The sequence below is a fragment of the Cupriavidus sp. AU9028 genome (genome assembly GCF_019795295.1).
Taxonomy (GTDB): Bacteria; Pseudomonadota; Gammaproteobacteria; order Burkholderiales; family Burkholderiaceae; genus Cupriavidus.
Genome location: NZ_JAIMCG010000003.1, coordinates 1 through 20,926, shown reverse-complemented (window position 1 = coordinate 20,926; position 20,926 = coordinate 1). Strand labels below are relative to the sequence as shown.

The 20,926-nt window shown below is 67.4% G+C and carries 16 protein-coding genes and 1 tRNA gene; 16 read left to right on the top strand and 1 reads right to left on the bottom strand.

What is annotated here, in order from left to right; translation table 11 throughout:
* Positions 1-4: 4 nt before the first annotated feature.
* The 15 genes from rlmN to K6V06_RS04100 all read left to right on the top strand — a co-directional run bounded on the left by rlmN (position 5) and on the right by K6V06_RS04100 (position 17,457).
* On the top strand, positions 5-1,153 hold the full coding sequence (gene rlmN, locus K6V06_RS04170) for a 23S rRNA (adenine(2503)-C(2))-methyltransferase RlmN (RefSeq protein WP_222240343.1): 1,149 nt from the start codon (positions 5-7) through the stop codon (positions 1,151-1,153).
* Entirely contained in the window at positions 1,150-1,995 is an 846-nt protein-coding gene (locus tag K6V06_RS04165; RefSeq protein WP_222240342.1) for a tetratricopeptide repeat protein, read from the top strand. Before rlmN ends, K6V06_RS04165 begins: the two co-directional genes overlap by 4 nt.
* Positions 1,988-3,004 carry a RodZ domain-containing protein gene (locus K6V06_RS04160; RefSeq protein WP_222240341.1) on the top strand — a complete coding sequence of 339 codons (1,017 nt, stop codon included), beginning with the start codon at positions 1,988-1,990 and terminating at the stop codon, positions 3,002-3,004. The genes K6V06_RS04165 and K6V06_RS04160 overlap by 8 nt, the downstream gene beginning before the upstream one ends.
* Positions 3,005-3,103: 99 nt before the next feature.
* On the top strand, positions 3,104-4,381 hold the full coding sequence (gene ispG, locus K6V06_RS04155; protein WP_222240340.1) for a flavodoxin-dependent (E)-4-hydroxy-3-methylbut-2-enyl-diphosphate synthase: 1,278 nt from the start codon (positions 3,104-3,106) through the stop codon (positions 4,379-4,381).
* 107 nt (positions 4,382-4,488) lie between these two features.
* Entirely contained in the window at positions 4,489-5,856 is a 1,368-nt protein-coding gene (gene hisS, locus K6V06_RS04150; protein ID WP_222240339.1) for a histidine--tRNA ligase, read from the top strand.
* Positions 5,857-5,958: 102 nt separating this feature from the next.
* Positions 5,959-6,591, top strand: coding sequence for a tetratricopeptide repeat protein (locus K6V06_RS04145; protein ID WP_222240338.1), 633 nt, complete (start codon positions 5,959-5,961; stop codon positions 6,589-6,591).
* Positions 6,592-6,713: 122 nt separating this feature from the next.
* Complete coding sequence (bamB, locus tag K6V06_RS04140) at positions 6,714-7,859, top strand: outer membrane protein assembly factor BamB (protein WP_255581600.1); 1,146 nt, start codon at positions 6,714-6,716, stop codon at positions 7,857-7,859.
* A 222-nt stretch (positions 7,860-8,081) separates the two neighbouring features.
* Positions 8,082-9,425 (top strand): ribosome biogenesis GTPase Der, encoded by a 1,344-nt coding sequence (gene der / locus K6V06_RS04135; RefSeq protein ID WP_222240336.1) that lies wholly within the window; start codon positions 8,082-8,084, stop codon positions 9,423-9,425.
* Between the two features lie 274 nt (positions 9,426-9,699).
* Positions 9,700-9,939: an RNA chaperone Hfq gene (hfq, locus tag K6V06_RS04130; protein ID WP_017229727.1), complete on the top strand. Its 240-nt coding sequence runs from the start codon at positions 9,700-9,702 to the stop codon at positions 9,937-9,939.
* A gap of 198 nt (positions 9,940-10,137) precedes the next feature.
* Positions 10,138-11,514 (top strand): GTPase HflX, encoded by a 1,377-nt coding sequence (hflX, locus tag K6V06_RS04125; protein WP_222240335.1) that lies wholly within the window; start codon positions 10,138-10,140, stop codon positions 11,512-11,514.
* Between the two features lie 161 nt (positions 11,515-11,675).
* Positions 11,676-13,022, top strand: coding sequence for an FtsH protease activity modulator HflK (hflK, locus tag K6V06_RS04120; protein WP_222240334.1), 1,347 nt, complete (start codon positions 11,676-11,678; stop codon positions 13,020-13,022).
* A gap of 14 nt (positions 13,023-13,036) precedes the next feature.
* Positions 13,037-13,927 carry a protease modulator HflC gene (hflC, locus tag K6V06_RS04115; RefSeq protein WP_222240333.1) on the top strand — a complete coding sequence of 297 codons (891 nt, stop codon included), beginning with the start codon at positions 13,037-13,039 and terminating at the stop codon, positions 13,925-13,927.
* A 140-nt stretch (positions 13,928-14,067) separates the two neighbouring features.
* Positions 14,068-15,219 carry an ATP phosphoribosyltransferase regulatory subunit gene (locus tag K6V06_RS04110; protein ID WP_222240332.1) on the top strand — a complete coding sequence of 384 codons (1,152 nt, stop codon included), beginning with the start codon at positions 14,068-14,070 and terminating at the stop codon, positions 15,217-15,219.
* A 217-nt stretch (positions 15,220-15,436) separates the two neighbouring features.
* Positions 15,437-16,777 (top strand): adenylosuccinate synthase, encoded by a 1,341-nt coding sequence (locus K6V06_RS04105; protein WP_222240331.1) that lies wholly within the window; start codon positions 15,437-15,439, stop codon positions 16,775-16,777.
* Positions 16,778-16,878: 101 nt separating this feature from the next.
* Positions 16,879-17,457, top strand: coding sequence for a phosphoribosyltransferase (locus tag K6V06_RS04100; RefSeq protein ID WP_222240330.1), 579 nt, complete (start codon positions 16,879-16,881; stop codon positions 17,455-17,457).
* A gap of 345 nt (positions 17,458-17,802) precedes the next feature.
* Here K6V06_RS04100 and K6V06_RS04095 read toward each other — a convergent pair.
* Positions 17,803-17,889, bottom strand: a tRNA-Leu gene (locus K6V06_RS04095).
* A 70-nt stretch (positions 17,890-17,959) separates the two neighbouring features.
* On the opposite strand from K6V06_RS04095, the gene rnr reads away from it, so the two are divergent.
* On the top strand, positions 17,960-20,629 hold the full coding sequence (rnr, locus tag K6V06_RS04090) for a ribonuclease R (protein WP_222240787.1): 2,670 nt from the start codon (positions 17,960-17,962) through the stop codon (positions 20,627-20,629).
* The last annotated feature ends 297 nt before the right edge of the window (positions 20,630-20,926 follow it).

The window sequence follows — 20,926 nt, the reverse complement described above, 5'->3', positions numbered from 1 at the left end:
CTCCATGAACGCTCTCGTCAATCTGCTCGATCTCGATGCCGACGCGCTGGTCGCCTACTGCGGCCAGCTCGGGGAGAAGCCGTTCCGTGCGCGGCAGCTGCAACGCTGGATTCATCAGTTCGGCGCAAGCGACTTCGACACGATGACGGATCTGGCCAAGTCGCTGCGCGAAAAGCTGGCGACGCGGGCCGAGATCCGTTCGCCGGGTGTCATCACCGACCATGTGTCGACCGATGGCACCCGCAAATGGCTGCTCGACGTCGGCGACGGCAATGCCGTCGAGACGGTCTACATTCCCGAGGAAACGCGCGGCACGCTTTGCGTTTCCTCCCAGGCCGGCTGCGCGGTCAACTGCCGTTTCTGTTCGACCGGCAAGCAGGGCTTTTCGCGCAACCTGAGCACCGGGGAGATCATCGGCCAGCTGTGGATGGCCGAGTTCGCGATGCGCGCCCAGCTGGGCCGCGGTCCCAGGGATGACCGGGTCATCTCCAACGTCGTGATGATGGGCATGGGCGAGCCCCTGCTCAATTACGACCAGGTGGTACCGGCGATGCGGCTGATGCTGGACGACAATGGCTACGGCCTGTCGCGCCGCCGCGTGACGCTGTCCACGTCGGGCGTGGTGCCCATGATGGACCGCCTGGCGAAGGACCTGCCGGTCGCACTGGCGGTGTCGCTGCACGCCTCCAACGACGCGCTGCGCGACAACCTGGTGCCGCTGAACCGCAAGTACCCGCTGGCCGAGCTGATGGCGGCCTGCCAGCGCTATCTGGAATTCGCCCCGCGCGATTTCATTACCTTCGAATACTGCATGCTCGATGGCGTCAACGATGGCGTCGAGCATGCGCGGGAATTGCTGAAGCTGGTGGCCGACGTGCCATGCAAGTTCAACCTGATCCCGTTCAACCCGTTCCCGGAATCGGGGTTGAAGCGCTCGAACAACGAGCAGATCCGCCGCTTCGCCCAGGTGCTGATCGACGCCGGCATCGTCACCACGATCCGCAAGACGCGCGGCGACGACATCGACGCCGCCTGCGGCCAGCTGGCCGCCGAGGGCCGCGTGCGCGACCGCACCCGCCTTGCCGAGCGCGGCCGCTTTGGCCGGATCACGCCGGTGGTGCCGGTGGCCGTGCAGGGAGCGCGGCCCGCATGAGGCGTCTGCCGGTCGCTGTCCTGTCGTTGATGATGGCGGGAGCGGCGCTGCTGACCGCCTGCCAGGGTTCGGCTTCCGCAGCCGCCCGCACGGCGAACGAAACGGCTCCGGCGGCGTCCGGGATGCCGGCGCAGCCCGGCACCGCAACGACAACGGCAACCGCCTCGAAACGCCATCGCGCCGCCTTGCACGCCGAGCTTGCCGCCGGCTATCTGCATGCGGGGCAGGCCGGGATTGCCCGCGACGAGGCGATGCGCGCCACCGGGCTCGATGCCGGCCTTGCCAGCGGCTGGCATGTGCTGGCACTGGCCGAGCTGGCGCTTGGGCGTGCCGCGGACGCCGAGCGCAGTTTCGCCGCGGCGCTGGCGGCGGCACCGGCACCGGACGGCGATTTGCTCAACAACCACGGCTGGATGCTGTGCCAGCAGGGGCGGTACGACGAGGCGATGCCGCAACTGCGGCGCGCATTGACCTTGCCGTCGGAAGACGGCGCCGGTCACCGGCTCGCTACCATGGGCGCCTGCCAGCTCCGGCAGGGCGATGCCAGCGCGGCTCGCGCCAGCTTCGGCGAGGCGCTGCGGCTGGTACCCGACCACGGCCCTGCCGCGATGGGCCTGGCCCGCCTGTACCTGCACGACGGCGACTTGCGTGCTGCAGCCAGCGTGCTGGATGCCGTTAACAAGGGACAGCGCGCAAGCGCGGCCTCGCTGTGGCTGGCCGCGCGGATTGCGCATCGGCAAGGCGACGCCGCGATACAGGCCGACCTGATCGGACGATTGCGCGAGCGCTTTCCTCACGCGCGCGAGCTGACAGCATACGAACAAGGAGCTTGGGATGAGTGAGTACGAGCGCGCCGAGGGGCAGGCCGTCTCGACCGACGCGAACGGTATCGCGCATGAGATCGGGTCGAGTCTTGCGCAGGCACGCGCCGCGCAGGGCATGTCGGTGGAGGATGTCAGTGCGAGGCTGAAGGTGCCGAGGCAGAAGATCCAGGCGATCGAGGCCGGCGATGTCGCGGCCTTGCCCGACCTGACCTTCGCCAAGGGGCTGATGCGCGCCTATGCGCGCATGTTGCACATCGATATCGATGCGCTGCTGGCGCGCTTCCATGCCAAGGCCGCCCCTCCGGGACCCGAAGTGGCGATCCGCAGGACTGGCAGCCTGAACGAGAGCTTCAACGAACGCCGGCCGTTCAGCACGGGCAGCAACTCCAGCTCGCGCGGTCGCTGGGTGTGGCTGGCACTGGTGCTGGTGGTGCTGGCGTTCGGCGCGGTGTTCGGCTATGACCATGCGCGCGAGTGGCTGGAGGCCCGTCAGCAGCAGACGCCGGGTACCGTGGTGGAAGGGCAGGGCGAGCCCGACCCGGCAGCGCCGGCCGCTGGCGAGCCGGGGACCGTGACGGCGGTGCTGCCGCAACTGGGCGGTGCCGAACCGGCGACGGCCGCCGACGCAGCCTCGGCGCCCGAAGCTGCTGCCTCGCCGACGCTGGCGACGCCGCTGGCGCCGGTGCCACCGTCGGCGGGACTGCCGGCATCCGAGCCGGCGGCGGCGCCCTCGCTGGCCACGGCGCCGGCATCAGCACCGGCTGCCGCGGCTGCCGCGGCGACCGGGGCAGGCGAACTGGCGCTGCGCTTCGCCGCGGAGACGTGGTATGAGATCCGCGACAATAGCGGCAAGGTGATCCTCGGCGGTACCGCCCACGCGGGCGACGAGGTGCGCGGCGGCGGCAAGCCGCCGTACAAGGTGGTGATCGGCAACGTCAAGGGCGTGCAGAGCATGACGCGCGACGGCCAGCCGGTCGACCTCGCCGCGGCAAACCGCAACAACGTGGCCCGGCTGACGCTGCCCTGATGGGGCGCTTGCCGGCAGACGCAAGAGACAGGCGGGACCGGGCGGCCATGGCGCGACAACGACGCCATGACGCCGGGTCCGCCGGGACGTAGCAGAACGATGAATCAACAGCCCTGTTCGCCGGTTCTTCCCGGCCCGTTGCCCCGCCGGCGCACCCGTCAGGCGACCGTGCGGTGGGGCGACAACGTGCTGGCCATTGGCGGCGGCGCCCCCGTGCGCGTGCAGTCGATGACCAACACCGATACCGTCGATGCGATCGGCACGGCGATCCAGGTCAAGGAACTGGCGCGTGCCGGTTCCGAAATCGTGCGCATCACGGTCAATACGCCGGAAGCCGCCGCAGCGGTGCCGGCAATTCGCGACCAGCTGGACCGGATGGGCGTCGATGTGCCGCTGGTGGGCGACTTCCACTACAACGGCCACAAGCTGCTGCAGGACTATCCGGACTGCGCGCAGGCGCTGTCCAAGTACCGCATCAACCCGGGCAACGTCGGCCAGGGCGCGAAGCGCGACACGCAATTCGCGCAGATGATCGAACTGGCGTGCCGATATGACAAGCCGGTGCGTATCGGCGTCAACTGGGGCAGCCTGGACCAGGATCTGCTCGCGCGCATCATGGACGAGAACGCCAGCCGGCCCGAGCCGTGGCCGGCGCAGAGCGTGATGGTGGAAGCGCTGATCACCTCGGCCATCGAGTCGGCGCGCCGCGCCGAGGACATCGGCATGCGCGGCGAGCAGATCATCCTGTCGTGCAAGGTGTCGCAGGTGCAGGAGCTGATCGCGGTCTACCGGGAGCTGGCGCGCCGCTGCGATTACGCGCTGCATCTCGGGCTGACCGAGGCCGGCATGGGCAGCAAGGGCATCGTCGCCTCGACCGCGGCGCTGTCCGTGCTGCTGCAGGAGGGCATTGGCGATACCATCCGCATCTCGCTGACGCCGGAGCCTGGCGCCCCGCGCGAGAAGGAGGTCTACGTCGCGCAGGAAATCCTGCAGACCATGGGCCTGCGCAACTTCACGCCGATGGTGATTGCCTGCCCCGGCTGCGGCCGCACCACCAGCACCGTGTTCCAGGAACTGGCCGCGAGCATCCAGTCGTATCTGCGCGAGCAGATGCCGGTGTGGAAGACGGCGTATCCGGGCGTCGAGACCATGGACGTGGCCGTGATGGGATGCATCGTCAACGGACCGGGCGAGAGCAAGCATGCCAATATCGGCATCTCGTTGCCAGGCTCGGGCGAATCGCCCGCCGCACCGGTCTTCGTCGATGGCGTCAAGGTCAAGACCCTGCGCGGGGAGCGGATCGCAGAAGAGTTCCAGGCGATCGTCGACGAATACGTGCGCACCCATTACGGCAAGAACGCGGTGGCTTCGGCCTAGCGCGGCGGCGCCAGCGCCGATAGGCGCGCGGGCGCGATAGCGGGGCCTGCTGCGCCTTGCCACGGGGCCTGCCGACAGCGCCCGGCGTGCAACACAGAATGACAACCATGAACGCATCCGAAAACCAGGCGCCGTCCAATGGCGGCGCGAGCAACGAGAAGACCCGCGCGCCGCGCGCGCTGCAAGGCGTCAAGGGCATGAACGACATGCTGCCCGCCGACGCGCCGCTGTGGGAGCATTTCGACAATGCTGCCCGCGCGATGCTGCGCGCCTATGGCTATCAGCAGATCCGCACGCCGATCGTCGAGCCGACGCAGCTGTTCGTGCGCGGCATCGGCGAAGTCACCGATATCGTCGAGAAGGAGATGTACTCCTTCACCGATTCGCTGAACGGCGAGCAGCTGACCCTGCGTCCCGAAGGCACGGCCGCGGCGGTACGCGCGACCATCGAGCACAACCTGCTGTACGACGGTCCCAAGCGCCTGTGGTACACCGGCCCGATGTTCCGCCACGAGCGGCCGCAGCGCGGGCGTTACCGCCAGTTCCATCAACTGGGCGCCGAGGCGCTCGGTTTCGCCGGCCCGGATATCGACGCCGAAATCATCCTGATGTGCCAGCGGCTGTGGGATGACCTCGGCCTGACCGGTGTGCGTCTCGAACTGAATTCGCTGGGCCAGGCCGAAGAGCGTGCGGCGCACCGCGAGGAGCTGATCAAGTATCTGGAAGGCTTCCAGGACATTCTCGACGAGGATGGCAAGCGGCGCCTCTACACCAATCCGCTGCGCGTGCTCGACACCAAGAACCCGGCGCTGCAGGAGATGGCGGCGAACGCGCCCAAGCTGATCGACTTCCTCGGCGAAGCGTCGCTGGCCCACTTCGAGGGCGTGCAGCGGGTGCTCAAGGCCAACAACATTCCGTTCACCATCAATCCGCGGCTGGTGCGCGGGCTCGACTACTACAACCTGACGGTATTCGAGTGGGTGACCGACAAGCTGGGCGCGCAGGGCACCATCGCCGGTGGCGGCCGCTACGACCCGCTGATCGCGCAGATGGGCGGCAAGGCCGCGCCGGCGTGCGGCTGGGCGATGGGCATCGAGCGGATCATCGAGCTGCTGCGCGAGGAAGGCCTGGGCCCGCAGGTCGAGGGCTGCGATGTCTATGTCGTCCACCAGGGCGAGGCGGCGTCGCTGCAGGCGATGATCGCCGCGGAGCGGTTGCGCGACGCGGGCCTGGATGTGGTGCTGCATGCCACCGCCGATGGCCGCAGCGGCAGCTTCAAGTCGCAGATGAAGCGCGCCGACGCTAGCGGCGCGGCCTATGCCGTTATCATTGGCGAGGACGAGGTGGCCAAGGGCGTGGTGCAGATCAAGTCGCTGCGCGACGCGGCCGCCGGCGAAGGCGGTCAGCAGCAGACCGTGCCGGCCGAGCAGCTGGTCGAGACCTTGATCGACGCGATGGTCGGCGCCGGCGACTGAGCCGCCGAACCGTCCGCAATCCGCCCGCAGGGGCGGGGACACAAGAACATCGGGCGCCCTCGCAGGCGCTCGCGCAACCGCAACGCAGGTGGAACCGACGAGATGGCATACGATCTGGAAGAGCAGGAACAGCTGGAGAACCTGAAGGCGTGGTGGCGCCAGTACGGCAGCTTCCTTACCTGGGTGCTGATCGCCTGCCTGCTGGCCTTCGCCGCGTGGAACGGCTGGAACGCCTGGCAGCGCAAGCAGGCCGGCGAAGCCGCGGTGCTCTACGAGCAGGTGATGAAGGCCGCCGAGGCGCGCGACGTGAAGCGCATCCAGCGCGCCGCCGGCGATCTGCAGCAGAAGTACGGCAAGACCGCGTATGGCCAGATGACCGCGCTGGTCGCGGCCAAGGTGCTGTACGAAGCCGGCGACAGCGCCGCGGCGAAGACCCAGCTGCAATGGGCCGTGGACCATGGCGATGCGGAGTACTCGCATCTGGCGCGGGTGCGCCTTGCCGGCGTGCTGCTGGACGAGAAGGCCTATGACCAGGGCCTCGCGCTGCTCAAGGACGAGCCGCCGGCCGCCTTCGCCTCGCTGTATGCGGATCGCCGTGGCGACCTGCTGGCAGCGCAGGACAAGCGCGACGATGCGCGCGCCGCCTATCGTCAGGCGCTGGACAAGCTGAGCGCCAATGACGCCGGCATGCGCCAGATCATCCAGTTCAAGCTGGACGCGCTCGGTACCGCCTGAGCCAATCGATCCGGCAGGTCCCCGAATCCAATCGATGGCGCCGGCCGCTGGCCGGTTTTTTCGCTTCCCCCTTTTTTCAGGAACGCAACCTCATGATGTCGATGCCGAATGGAGCCGCAAACATGCAACGCCGAGGCCGCTGGGCCAGCGCCCTGACTGCCGTTGCCTGCGCCGCCGTGCTCACCGGCTGCTCGCTGTTCGGCAAGGCGGACAAGAACCCGCCCGCCGAACTGGAGCCCGTCACCCAGACGCTGACCGTCAAGCAGGCCTGGCGTGCCAGCGTCGGCAAGAGCGGCCCCTACACGCTGCAGCCCTTCGCGGTCGAGGACAAGGTCTATGTGTCCTCGCATGGCGGTGACGTGATGGCGCTGGACGGCGCCACCGGCCGCACTCTGTGGCAGGCGGATACGGACGTCGACCTGACCACCGGTCCGGGCAGCGATGGCACCGTGACCGCGGTGGCGGGCGAGAAGGGGGCGGTGTTCGCCTTCGATGCCAGCGGCAAGCAGCTGTGGAAGAAGCAGGTCAACGGCGAAGTCCTGACCGCGCCGCTGGTCGGCCGCGGGCTGGTGGTGGTGCGCACCACCGACACGCGCGTGTTTGGCTTCGATGCACGCACCGGCGAGCGCCGCTGGGTCTACCAGCGCACGCAGACGCCGCTGAACCTGCGCGTCGGCATGGGCATGGTGTTCGCCGGCGACGGCATCGTGATGGGCTTCCCGGGCGGCAAGCTGGGCGTGCTGACGCCGTCCAACGGCGTGCTGCGCTGGGAAAGCACGATCTCCTATCCGAAGGGCGTATCGGAGATCGAGCGTCTGAACGACGTCACCGGCCTGCCGATGGTCAACGGCCGCCAGGTGTGCGCGACGACCTTCCAGGGCCGCGTCGGCTGCATGGACCTGGCGACGGGCCAGCCGCAGTGGGGCAAGGAATTCTCGTCGCCGACCGGTCCGGCGCAGGACGACAACGCGCTGTTCGCCAGCGACGAGCGCTCGGTGTTCTTCGCCTTCGACCGGCAGAACGGCAACGAACGCTGGCGCAACGACAAGCTGCGCAACCGTGGCCTGGGCACCCCGCTGGCGGTAGGCCGCTCGGTGGTGGTCGGCGACTACGAGGGTTACGTTCACTTCCTGTCGCGCGAGGATGGCCAGTTCCTCGCCCGGGTGCGTGCGGGCAGCGACCCGATCGCCGCGGCGCCCGTGCTGGCCGGCCAGACCCTGGTGGTGCAGAGCCGCGGTGGCGACATCTACGGGTATATTCCGGGCTAGGAGCGGCTGCGGCGGCTCCCGGGAGCGGGCGCGGCAGCAAGGCCGCGCCGCCCGCGGCGGCGCTTCCCGCCGGCCGCGGCGGACCGACGGCTTCGGCCGCGCCGCCGCGGCCAGCTTTTCAACCGACAGGACGCCGCCGGGCACAGCGTGCCAGGCTGTCGGACCAACTGACATTCTCGAGAGCCGGGCGCGTACAAGGCGCGCCCGGCTTCGCCATTTCGCATGAAACCAGTGATCGCACTCGTCGGCCGTCCCAATGTGGGCAAGTCGACGCTATTCAACCGCCTGACGCGCTCGCGCGATGCGCTCGTGGCGGATCTTCCGGGTCTGACCCGTGACCGCCATTACGGCGAGGGCCGGGTGGGCGACCGTCCGTATATCGTGATCGATACCGGCGGCTTCGAACCGGTAGCCAAGGACGGCATCGTCGCCGAGATGGCCAAGCAGACCCGCCAGGCGGTGGTCGAGGCCGACGTGGTGATCTTCATCGTCGACGGCCGGCTGGGGCTCGCGCCGCAGGACCGCGTGATTGCCGACTATCTGCGCAAGACTGGCCGCAAGATCATGCTGGCGGTCAACAAGGCCGAGGGCATGAAGTACACCTCGGTCGCCGCCGATTTCTACGAGCTTGGCATGGGCGACCCCTATGCCGTCTCGGCGACCCATGGCGACGGCGTGCGCCAGCTGGTGGACGAGGCGCTGGAGGCGGCGGTGCAGGAGCGGCCGGAGCTGGCCGAGGAAGAGGACGCGCAGTCGCGCGGCGTCAAGATCGCCATCGTCGGCCGGCCCAACGTCGGCAAGTCGACGCTGGTCAATACGCTGATCGGCGAGGAGCGCGTGATCGCCTTCGACATGCCGGGCACCACTCGCGATGCCATCTATGTCGAGTTCGAGCGTGGCGGCAAGCCGTACACGCTGATCGACACCGCCGGCTTGCGCAAGCGCGGCAAGGTTTTCGAGGCGATCGAGAAGTTCTCGGTGGTCAAGACGCTGCAGTCGATCGCGGACGCCAACGTGGTGATCCTGCTGCTCGATGCACAGCAGGACGTGTCCGAGCAGGACGCGCACATCGCCGGCTTCATCGTCGAATCGGGCCGCGCGCTGGTGGTCGGCGTCAACAAGTGGGATGGCCTGGACGGCCACACCCGCGATCGGGTCAAGCACGATCTGCAGCGCAAGCTGCAATTCCTCGACTTTGCCAACTACCACTTCATCTCGGCGCGCGAGCGCACCGGCATCGGCGCACTGCTGCGTTCGGTCGACGAGGCCTATGCCGCGGCGATGGTCAAGCTGCCCACGCCGAAGCTGACGCGCGTGCTGCATGAAGCAGTGGAGTTCCAGCAGCCGCGCCGCGTCGGGCCCACCCGGCCCAAGATGCGCTACGCGCACCAGGGCGGATCGAATCCACCGATCATCGTGGTGCACGGCAATTCGCTGTCGGCCGTGCCCGAAACCTATCGGCGCTACCTCGAAGGCCGTTTCCGCGCGGCCTTCAACCTGAAAGGCACGCCGCTGCGCATCGAATTCCGCACGAACAAAAATCCGTACGCCGACTCGAAGGAGTGAGTCGAAAGACGGCCGCACGAAAGCATGGAAGGAGGGCGGCTGCCGGGTTGGACCGACGCCCGTATCAGCCTTCTGGGCGGGTTGTGACGGGCAAGTTTCGTTTGCGTTCGTTTTGAACTGCGGCTAAATTCACGGTAGCGGGGGAAGCCCCGCCAGTTGATGCCGGCTTGGTACCGTTTTGACTTTTTTTGACGCGATCTTGCGTCGCTCGACTTGAATTTGGGGGCCCTGGTCCCCACCATCGATCACTAAATCTATAAATTTGGAGTGTGCCATGAGCAACAAAGGGCAATTGCTACAAGACCCGTTCCTTAACGCGCTGCGCAAGGAGCACGTGCCGGTTTCGATCTACCTCGTCAATGGCATCAAGCTGCAAGGCAATATCGAATCGTTCGACCAGTACGTCGTCCTGCTGCGCAACACCGTGACGCAGATGGTCTACAAGCATGCGATTTCCACCGTCGTTCCGGCACGCGCCGTCAACTTCCGCGTCGACGACACCGCCGAAGGCTGATCTCCTTCTCGGCCGCGCCTTGCCGCGGCCTTTGGTCACCCGCACCGCGCCAGTGCCTGACAGGGCTGGCGCGGTATCGCTATTGGGGGATCGCTTTGATGGCGCCGACGAACGCGGCAAGGGTTGCACGGTCCAACCTTGAAACCCGGCCCTCCACTTCGTTCACCGATTTTTGCCGCGCCCTGACGCGCTCCCAATTTGCAAACGAGAAATACATCCCCCACCGAACCCACGCGCGCCGTTCTTGTCGGCGTGGACTTCGGCAAGCATGACTTCGAGGAAAGCCTGAGCGAGCTCGCGCTGCTGACCTCCACCGCCGGCTCCATGCCCGTCCATACGCTGACGGGCAAGCGTTCGCGCCCCGACCCCGCACTGTTCATCGGCAGCGGCAAGGCCGAGGAGCTGAAGGAAGCGGCCGACGCGCTGGACGCCGACATCGTTGTCTTCAACCATGCCCTGAGCCCCGCGCAGCAGCGCAATCTGGAGCGCTTCCTCAAGCGCCACGTGATCGACCGGACCGGCCTGATCCTGGACATCTTCGGGCAGCGGGCACAAAGCCACGTCGGCAAGGTGCAGGTCGAACTCGCGCAGGTCCAGTACCAGGCTTCTCGCCTGGTCCGTGCCTGGAGCCACCTGGAGCGGCAGACCGGCGGTATCGGCGTGCGTGGCGGCCCCGGCGAGCGGCAGCTCGAACTGGACCGCCGCATGCTGGACGAGCGCGCCAAGCGGCTCAAGGCGGACCTGTCGCGGCTGCAGCGCCAGCACACCACGCAGCGGCGGGCGCGCAAGCGCAACGAGACCCTCAGCGTGTCGCTGGTCGGCTACACCAACGCGGGCAAGTCCACGCTGTTCAACGCCTTGACCAAGGCGCGCGCCTATGCCGCCAACCAGCTGTTCGCGACGCTGGACACGACCTCGCGGCGCCTCTATCTGGAAGGCTTCGGCAACGTGGTGCTGTCCGACACGGTCGGCTTCATCCGCGACTTGCCCACGCAACTGGTGGCCGCGTTCCGCGCGACGCTGGAAGAGACCGTGCACGCCGACCTGCTGCTGCATGTGGTCGACGCATCGAGTCCGGTGCGGCATGAGCAGATCGAGCAGGTCAACCGCGTGCTGGCCGAGATCGGCGCGGACGAGATTCCGCAGATCGTGGTGATGAACAAGATCGATGCCGCGCCGGAGCTCGAGCAGCAGGGCGCGCGCGTCGAGCGCAACGAAGAAGGGCGGCCGGTGCGGGTCTACATCAGTGCGCGCGACGGCATCGGTCTGGACGCGCTGCGCGCCGCGATCGTCGAGGCGGCGCAGTGGCTGGCATCCCGGCCGGCGCCGGCGCAGACGCCGGATCCGCGGCTGGCCGATATCGTCGGCCCGTACGACGGGCCCTGGGATGGCGACGGCCTGGACGCGCAGGACGGCGACGCCGAGGGCGGGCCCGACGACCACAACTTGCTGGATGCCGCCGATGACAAGGCCGGGGGCGAGCTGCCCGAGGGCCGTGGCGACGATGCCGCCGACGAGGCGCCATTGGACGATTCCCCGCCGCGCCGGCGTGCCGCTGGTCCCGCAGGGGGCTGAGCGCGCCCGCGGCGTCGGGCGCGGTAGAGCGCGGCGGCAGGCCCTGCCCGGCAGGGCCTCGCCCGCGTTCCCGCCGGTGCCGCCAGCAGGAAATGAGCAAAAGTGGCGTCGATGGCTGCTAGAATCCCCCCGTTACAAACTTTCCCGGACCCGTGCCCTACATGCCCCAGTTCTCCCGGACAATCCATTCGAGCCTTGCCCGAGGTGCCCGTCGCATGAGCGGCTGGCAGCGTCTGCGCGCGATCCTGTCGCTCAACGATCCGCGCTGGGGTCGCGGCGGTCCGGACGATGAGGACAAGGACGGGCGCGACCGCGGCCAGAACCGTCCGCAACAGGACGGTCCCCCGGACCTGGACGAGTTGTGGCGCGATTTCAATCGCCGCCTGAACGGGCTGTTCGGCCGCAAGGACAACGGCGGCGGCAACAACAATCAGAACTTTGGCGGGCCGCGTGCCCCTGGCCGGGGATCGAGCGTGGGCGCCGGCGTGATCGTCGTCGCCGTGCTCGGCATCTGGCTGGCCAGCGGCTTCTTCATGGTGCAGGAAGGCCAGACCGCGGTGGTGCTGCAGTTTGGCAAGTTCAAGTACACCACCGGCCCCGGCATCAATTGGCGCATGCCATGGCCGATCCAGTCGGCGGAGATCGTCAACCTGTCCGCGGTGCGTTCCGTGGAAGTGGGGCGCTCGACCTCGATCAAGGACAGCAACCTGAAGGACTCGTCGATGCTGACGCAGGACGAGAACATCGTCGATGTCCGCTTCACGGTCCAGTACGATATCCAGGACGCGACCGAATTCCTGTTCTTCAACCGGACCGACCGTGGCGGCGATGAGGAACTGGTGACGCAGGCCGCGGAAACGTCGGTGCGCGAGATCGTTGGCCGCAACAAGATGGACTCGGTGCTGTACGAGAACCGGGAGCAGATCTCGCAGGCGCTGGCCAAGTCGATCCAGGCCATCCTGTCGGCTTACAAGACCGGCATCCGCGTGATTTCGGTGAACGTGCAGAGCGTGCAGCCGCCTGAGCAGGTGCAGGCGGCCTTCGACGACGTCAACAAGGCCAGCCAGGACCGCGAGCGCGCCATCAGCGAGGGCCAGGCGTATGCCAACGACGTGATCCCGCGCGCGCAGGGTACCGCTGCCCGCCTGAGCGAGGAAGCGCAGGCCTACAAGGCCCGCGTGATCGCGCAGGCCCAGGGCGATGCCTCCCGCTTCCAGCAGGTACAGGCCGAGTACGCGCGCGCGCCGCAGGTCACGCGTGATCGCATCTATGTCGAGACGATGCAGCAGATCTTCTCGAATTCGACCAAGGTCCTGGTGGACGTGAGCCAGGGCAGCAATCTTCTCTATCTCCCGCTGGACAAGCTGATCACCCAGACGCAAGGCGACACGCGAGGCGTGCCGTCCGGGACGATGCCGCCGCCGGTGACACCGGCGCCCGCCCCCGAGGCCGGCATCGACACCCGCTCGCGCGAAGCGCTGCGCAACCGTGACCGCGAGTCCCGTTGAGGAGAGACCCCAAGATGAACCGACTGATTTCCTTTGCCATCGGCCTCTTCATCGTGCTGGCCATCGCGTCGTCGATGGTCTTCGTGGTGGACCAGCGGCAGTACGCCGTCGTCTTCGCCTTCGGCGAGATCAAGCAGGTGGTGCGCGAGCCCGGCCTGCACTTCAAGCTGCCGCCGCCGCTGCAAAACGTGGTGTTCATGGATCGCCGGCTGCAGACCATCGACGTCGCCGCGGGCGAGCGCTTCCTGACCGCCGAGAAGAAGAGCATGATGGTGGACTGGTTCGTCAAATGGCGAATCACCGATCCGCGCAAGTTCTTCGTCGCCTTCGGCGGCAATGTGCGCGGCGCGCAGGACCGGATGACGCAGCGGATCGATGCCGCGGCGCGCGAGGAGTTCGGCCGCCGCACAGTGGCCGAGGTGGTGGCGGGCGAGCGTGACAAGGTCATGCAGAACATCCGCAACAGCATGGCCGAATACGGCAAGTCGGTCGGCGTCGAGATCCTCGACGTGCGTCTGAAGCGGGTCGACCTGCTGCCGGCGATCAGCGAATCGGTCTATCGCCGGATGGAGGCCGAGCGCAAGCGGGTCGCCAACGAGCTGCGCTCGACCGGTGCGGCCGAGGGCGAGAAGATCCGTGCCGATGCCGACCGCCAGCGCGAAGTGGTGCTGGCCGAGGCGTACCGGGAAGCGCAGAAGATCAAGGGTGAGGGCGATGCCCGCGCGTCGCAGATCTATGGCGAGGCGTTCGGCCGCGATCCGCAGTTCGCGCAGTTCTGGCGCACCATGGAAGCCTATCGCAACACCTTCCGCGACAAGCGCGACGTGCTGGTGGTCGAACCGGATTCCGAGTTCTTCCGCTACATGAACGCTCCGGGCGGCGGTGCCGCGGCGCCCCGCCGCTAGGTCCCGGCAGTCCATCGCGGTTTGCTGTGCAAAACCCCGGCTCGCCGGGGTTTTGTCCGGTTGCGCAATACGCCGCCCGTTTCCCGCGGTGCCTGTCACAGGCCGTCCTCGCGCAACCGTTCTGAATACGAGACGTCATCATGTCCAATCACTGGCTCCTTCCCGAGAACATCGCCGACGTGCTGCCGTCGGAAGCCCGCAAGATCGAGGAGCTGCGCCGGCGCATGCTCGACCTGTTCCGTACCTATGGCTACGAACTGGTGATGCCGCCGATGCTCGAGTACATCGAATCGCTGCTGACCGGCACGGGGCACGACCTGGATCTGCGCACCTTCAAGCTGGTCGACCAGCTGTCCGGACGCACCATGGGCCTGCGCGCCGATATCACGCCGCAGGTGGCCCGCATCGACGCCCACTTGCTGAACCGGCCTGGCGTGACTCGCCTGTGCTATGCCGGCAATGTGCTGCACGCCCGCCCGGCCGGTTTTCATGCCACGCGGGAGCCGTTGCAGGTCGGCGCCGAGATCTACGGCCATGCAGGACTCGAGGCGGACGTCGAGGTGCAGAACCTGATGCTGGCGGCGCTGCAGTCGGCGGGGCTGGGCGAGGTGCGGCTGGACCTGTGTCATGCCGCCATCGTCGCGGCGCTGCTGGACGGCGTGCCGGCGGCACGCCGCAATGAGCAGGCGCTGTTCGACGCGCTGGAGAACAAGGACGTGCCCGGCCTGCGCGAACTGACCGTCGGCCTGCCCGAGACCGAGCGAGAGGCGCTGCTGGCGCTGCCGACCCTCTATGGTGGCGTGGATGTGATTGACCGTGCCCGGGCGGTGCTGCCGGCCAGCCCGGCCATCGGCCGCGCGCTGGACGAGCTGGCCTTCCTCGCCAGCGAGGTGCGCGGCGCCAACGTCAACATCGACCTTGCCGACTTGCGCGGCTACCACTATCACAGTGGAGTCATGTTCGCCGCCTATGTCGCCGGCCTGCCCAACTACGTGGCGCGGGGCGGGCGGTATGACAAGGTCGGGGAAGCCTTCGGCCGCGCACGGCCGGCGACGGGCTTCTCGCTGGATCTGCGCGAGGTCGCGTCGCTGTCGCCGGTGGAAGTGCGGGCGCTGGCCATCTTTGCACCGTGGGACCCGGATCCGGCCCTGCGCACGGCGATCGCCGCGCTGCGAGAGGGCGGCGAGATCGTGATCCAGTCGCTGCCGGGCCATACGCACGAGCTCGACGAGTTCAATTGCGACCGGCATCTGGTGCGCGAGGGACAGCGCTGGGTGGTGGTGGCGCGCTGATTGCCGCTGTGGCGGGCGCTCCCTGGCCCTCTCCCCCGGCTCCTCTGCCGCAAGCGGGGAGAGGGGAGAAAGACTGTGGGCCTTCGAGCGCTGCCGGTTTGCTCCCCTCTCCCGCCAAGCGGGAGAGGGGCCGGGGGAGAGGGCAGCCGGCGCCAGCCAGGGACCCTCCCGCCCAAGAGAGTAGAATACGTTTTTAAACCTTCTGACCAAAGTCAACATGTCCGCTTCTGCAGTAGGCCAGGGACGCAACGTCGTCGTGATCGGCACCCAATGGGGTGACGAAGGCAAGGGAAAAATCGTCGATTGGCTTACCGATCATGCAAAGGGCGTGGTGCGGTTCCAGGGTGGCCACAATGCCGGTCACACGCTGATCATCAATGGCAAGAAGACCATCCTCCGCCTGATTCCGTCGGGGATCATGCGCGAAGGCACGATCTGCTATATCGGCAATGGCGTAGTGCTGTCGCCCGAGGCCCTGTTCCGCGAGATCGAGGAGCTGGAAGCGGCCGGCCTGCAGGTGCAGAACCGCCTGCGCATTTCCGAGGCCACCACGCTGATCCTGCCGTATCACGTTGCCATCGACCGCGCGCGCGAGCTGCGCCGCGGCGCCGGCAAGATCGGCACCACCGGCCGCGGCATCGGCCCGGCCTACGAAGACAAGGTCGCCCGCCGCGCGCTGCGCGTGCAGGACCTGTTCGATCCGCAACTGTTCGCCGAGCGCCTGCGCGAGAACCTGGACTTCCACAACTTCATGCTGACCCAGTACCTGGGCGCGGAAGCGGTGGACTTCCAGCAGACGCTGGACGAGGCGCTGTCCTATGCGCCGCGCCTCAAGCCCATGGTAGCGGACGTGTCGGCCGAGCTGTATGCGATGAACGCCGCCGGCGAGAACCTGATGTTCGAAGGCGCGCAGGGTACGCTGCTGGACGTGGATCACGGCACCTATCCGTTCGTCACGTCGAGCAACTGCGTGGCCGGTGCGGCCACTGCCGGCGCCGGTGTCGGTCCGGGCCGCCTGCACTACATCCTGGGCATCACCAAGGCCTATTGCACGCGCGTTGGCTCGGGCCCGTTCCCCAGCGAGCTGTACGACAACGACAATCCCCGCAGCCAGGACCCGGTCGGCGTGCGGCTGGCCAACGTCGGCAAGGAGTTCGGCTCGGTCACCGGCCGGCCGCGCCGCACGGGCTGGCTCGACGCCGCGGCGCTCAAGCGCTCGGTGCAGATCAACGGCGTGTCGGGCCTGTGCATGACCAAGCTGGACGTGCTCGACGGGCTGGAGACCATCCGCCTGTGCGTCGGCTATCAGCTCGATGGCAAGTCGATCGACATGCTGCCGCGCGGCTCGGACGCCGTGGCGCGCTGCCAGCCGGTCTACGAGGATTTTCCTGGCTGGAACGAATCGACCTTCGGCGTCAAGAGCTGGGATGCGCTGCCCGAGGCGGCGCGCACCTACCTGAAGCGGATCGAGGAAGTGGTCGGCATTCCGATCGACATGATCTCGACCGGCCCGGACCGCGACGAAACGATCCTGCTGCGCCATCCTTACAAGGTCTGACCCAGCGCAAGGCGCCCGCCACGAACGAGCCGGGCGCCAGCCGGAAAGGCAACCGGAGCCCGCCATGCGCGGGCTTCGCCCTTTGACAACAAGAGCATCACATGATCCTGCCAACCAATGACGACGAGAACCTGTGGATCTCGTGGGACGAATACCACCGCCTGATTGCCCGCCTGGCGCTGAACGTGCATGAGTCGGGGTGGCGCTTCGACAAGATCCTGTGCCTGGCGCGTGGCGGCCTGCGCGTGGGCGACCAGATGTCGCGGATCTTCGATGTGCCGCTGGCCATCCTGGCCACCAGCAGCTACCGCGAGGCGGCGGGCACCGTGCAGGGCGACCTGGACATCGCGCAGTACATCACGATGACGAAGGGCGAACTGGCTGGCAAGATCCTGCTGGTCGACGACCTGGTCGATTCCGGTGTCACGCTGGAGCGCGTTGGCCGCCATCTGCAGGAACGCTACCCGGCGGTGACGGAAGTTCGTTCGGCCGTGCTGTGGTACAAGGCGTGCTCGAAGGTCAAGCCCGACTATCATGTCAGCTTCCTGCCGTCGAACCCCTGGATTCACCAGCCGTTCGAGGAATACGACACGCTGCGTCCGCACAACCTGGCGGCGTGGCTCAAGCGCGGCAAGCGTGCCGAAGCCAGCGGCGCGCCGGGCGAGGCGGCGCAAGGATAAGTGCGATGCGACGGGGCGGCCGATGTGGTCGCCCTGTTGCATTGAATGCCGGAATCGCCACTGAAGCTGCTAAACTGCGAGCGGAACCGCGCGCCATCGCGCGCGGTGCAAACGAAGGAGAGCGGGTGCAGCATCGAACCGGCGCCAGGCAGGACCCATCGAAGCAAGACCAATCAAGGCAGCAAGGGCAACGCGCAGCCGGGCGGACCGCAGTGTCGTCGGCAGCCGGCGCGCAACGCAAGGTCGCAACGATGGCCGGTGCTGGCATCCTTCATGCAATGCATGTGGACGGCGGAAATGAAAAAACCCGCAGCGCCGTAAGCGATGCGGGTTTCTCTTTGAAGCTGGTGCCCAGGAGAGGACTCGAACCTCCACAGTGTTGCCACCGCTAGGACCTGAACCTAGTGCGTCTACCAATTCCGCCACCTGGGCAGGTGTCGAAACAACCGAAGCGCTCATTATAGCGACGACAAACAATTTGTCAAATCTTTTTGCCAAGAAATTGAATCACAACAACTATCCGATCCCGAGTCGGGAAGAAATTCTGGGTGTGCTGCGTACCTCCGGCGCGCCCCTGTCCGCTGGCGACATCGCCAAGGCGCTCGCCGTCACGCGCAAGGAGCATGACGGCTTCCAGAAACGCCTGGCCGCGATGGAACGCGACGGTCAGATCGAACTGAACCGCAAGGGCCGCTACGAGCTGGCCCACCAGCCCAACTTCATCGTGGGCCGGGTGCAGGGCCATCGCGATGGCTTCGGCTTCCTGATCCGCGACGACGGCGAGGACGACATCTACCTGCCCGAGCGCGAGCTGCAGAAGGCGATGCACAACGACCGCGCGCAGGTGCGCGTGGTCGGTTATGACCGCCGTGGCCGTCCGGAAGGGCAGATCGTCGAGATCGTCGAGCGGGCCAATCGCTTCGTGATCGGCCGGCTGCTCAACGAGAACGGCGCGCTGGTGGTGGCACCCGAAGACAAGCGCATCAGCCAGGACATCCTGATCCCGCCGGGCGCGCAGGGCAAGGCCAAGGCGGGGCAGGTGGTCAGCGTCGAGATCGTCGACTATCCGGACCGCTATGTGCAGCCGGTCGGCCGCGTGGTCGAGGTGCTGGGCGAGATCGACGATCCGGGCATGGAGATCGAGATCGCGGTGCGCAAGTACGGCGTGCCGCATCAGTTCTCGCCGGCCGCCGTCAAGGAGGCCGCCGCGCTGCCCGACGAGGTGCGCGAGTCCGATCTGGACCACCGCATCGATCTGCGTGACGTACCGCTGGTCACCATCGACGGCGAGGATGCGCGCGACTTCGACGACGCGGTGTACTGCGAGCCGGTCAAGATCGGCCGCGCCAAAGGCTGGCGCCTGATCGTGGCGATCGCCGACGTGTCGCATTACGTGCGGCCCGGCACCGGGCTGGACAACGACGCGCTCGATCGCGCGACGTCCGTCTACTTCCCGCGCCGCGTGATTCCAATGCTGCCGGAGAAGCTGTCCAACGGGCTGTGCTCGCTCAATCCGCAGGTCGATCGCCTGTGCATGGTGTGCGACGCAGTGATCAGCAGCAAGGGCGAACTGAAGGCCTACCAGTTCTATCCGGCGGTGATGCACTCGGCCGCGCGGCTGACCTACAACGAGGTGTGGTCGGTGCTGTCGAACACCAAGGGTCCGGAGGCGCACAAGCGCGCCGACCTGGTGCCGCATCTGCAGAACCTGTACGAGCTGTTCCAGGTCCTGCTGAAGGCGCGGCATGCCCGTGGCGCGATCGACTTCGATACCACCGAGACCTATATCGTCTGCAACGCGCAGGGCAAGATCGAGCAGATCCTGCCGCGCACCCGCAACGATGCGCACCGGCTGATCGAGGAATGCATGCTGACCGCCAACGTCTGCGCGGCGGACTTCCTCGAGCGCTTCAAGCATCCAGCGCTGTACCGCATTCACGCGGGACCGAACGACGAGAAGCTGAAGACGCTGCGTGACTTCCTGAAGACCGCGGGGCTGTCCCTGGGCGGCGGCGACAAGCCGCAGGCCTCGGACTACGCCGACGTGATGGACAAGATCAAGGCGCGTCCCGATGCGCCGATGCTGCAGACCATGCTGCTGCGCTCGATGCAGCAGGCGGTGTACAGCCCGGACAATATCGGTCACTTCGGCCTGTCCTACGAGGCCTACGCGCATTTCACCAGCCCGATCCGGCGCTATCCCGACCTGCTGGTGCACCGGGCGATCAAGGCGGTGCTGGCGCATACCAAGTACCAGCCGGTGTTCCCGGCCGGCACCGTGTTCAATACCGCGGTCTCGCCCAAGGCGAGGCGCATGCAGGCCAAGGACGACACCGGCAAGGCCGAGCGCCAGGCCGCGCGCGCCAAGCGCAACGAGGGCATCTGGGACGAACTGGGCGTGCATTGCTCGGCAAACGAGCGCCGCGCGGACGAAGCCTCGCGCGACGTGGAGGCGTGGCTCAAGTGCTACTTCATGCGCGACAAGCTGGGTAACGAGTTCGCTGGCACGGTGTCGGCAGTGACCTCGTTCGGTATCTTCGTGCAACTCGACGAGCTGTATGTCGAGGGACTGGTCCATATCAGCGAACTGGGCAGCGACTACTTCCAGTTCGACGAGGCCCGCAACGAACTGCGCGGCGAGCGCACCGGCATCCGCTACCGGTTGACCGACCGCGTGCGCGTGCAGGTCTCGCGTGTCGACCTGGACGCGCGCAAGATCGACTTCCGGCTGATGCAGGAGCCGTCCGCGCGCAGCCTGCGTTCGCGTCCGGGGGCCGATCCGCTGCCGCACGTGCCGGCGGCGCATGCCTTGCCGGGGCGCAAGAAGGGCCGCCAGCTGGCGGCGCTGCTGGGTGGTACTTCGAAGCCCGAGGAGTCGTTCGACGAGACGCTGGATCGGGTTATCGAGGAGCAGCCGCTGTTCGAGGCGGTGATCACGCCGATCGATACGCCGCTGGAAGCAGCGCCGGTACCGGGCAAGGGCCGCGGCACGCGGAGCCGGTCCGGTGCCGCGGGCGGCAGCCGCAAGACTGCCACGCGCGCCAGCGGGACCACGGCCGCTGCCGCGAAGAAGGCGTCGCCGAAGGCGGCCGGCAAGGCGTCGGGCAAGACCGCCGCGAAGGCATCGCGCAAGGCCGCGAAGAAGGCCACGCGCACGGCGCGCAAGGGCTGACGAATCGGCGCTGACGCCAAGGGCGGCGCTCGATACCCTCTCCCCCCGCCCCTCTCCCACAAGTGGGAGAGGGGAGCACACCGGCGGCATGTCGACCGCTCCTGGCTTGTTCCCCTCGCCCGCTTGCGGGAGAGGAGAGCGCACCGGCGGCATGTTGAACGCTCCTGGTTTGCTCCCCTCGCCCGCTTGCGGGAGAGCAACCGTGTCAAGCGGGCGTGTTGTCCTGCCATGGCTGCCCGGATTTCATCATGGCGTTCAGCACGGTGAGCAGCTTGCGCATGCAGGCGGTGACGGCCA

Bases quoted from the DNA above. Each gene is read 5' to 3' on its own strand.
- hisS (WP_222240339.1), top strand. From the start codon at position 4,489: ATGAACGCATCCGAAAACCAGGCGCCGTCCAATGGCGGCGCGAGCAAC.
- bamB (WP_255581600.1), top strand. From the start codon at position 6,714: ATGCAACGCCGAGGCCGCTGGGCCAGCGCCCTGACTGCCGTTGCCTGC.
- K6V06_RS04160 (WP_222240341.1), top strand. From the start codon at position 1,988: ATGAGTGAGTACGAGCGCGCCGAGGGGCAGGCCGTCTCGACCGACGCG.
- K6V06_RS04100 (WP_222240330.1), top strand. From the start codon at position 16,879: ATGATCCTGCCAACCAATGACGACGAGAACCTGTGGATCTCGTGGGAC.
- K6V06_RS04105 (WP_222240331.1), top strand. From the start codon at position 15,437: ATGTCCGCTTCTGCAGTAGGCCAGGGACGCAACGTCGTCGTGATCGGC.
- K6V06_RS04145 (WP_222240338.1), top strand. From the start codon at position 5,959: ATGGCATACGATCTGGAAGAGCAGGAACAGCTGGAGAACCTGAAGGCG.
- hflC (WP_222240333.1), top strand. From the start codon at position 13,037: ATGAACCGACTGATTTCCTTTGCCATCGGCCTCTTCATCGTGCTGGCC.
- K6V06_RS04110 (WP_222240332.1), top strand. From the start codon at position 14,068: ATGTCCAATCACTGGCTCCTTCCCGAGAACATCGCCGACGTGCTGCCG.
- ispG (WP_222240340.1), top strand. From the start codon at position 3,104: ATGAATCAACAGCCCTGTTCGCCGGTTCTTCCCGGCCCGTTGCCCCGC.
- hflK (WP_222240334.1), top strand. From the start codon at position 11,676: ATGCCCCAGTTCTCCCGGACAATCCATTCGAGCCTTGCCCGAGGTGCC.
- hfq (WP_017229727.1), top strand. From the start codon at position 9,700: ATGAGCAACAAAGGGCAATTGCTACAAGACCCGTTCCTTAACGCGCTG.
- K6V06_RS04165 (WP_222240342.1), top strand. From the start codon at position 1,150: ATGAGGCGTCTGCCGGTCGCTGTCCTGTCGTTGATGATGGCGGGAGCG.
- rlmN (WP_222240343.1), top strand. From the start codon at position 5: ATGAACGCTCTCGTCAATCTGCTCGATCTCGATGCCGACGCGCTGGTC.
- der (WP_222240336.1), top strand. From the start codon at position 8,082: ATGAAACCAGTGATCGCACTCGTCGGCCGTCCCAATGTGGGCAAGTCG.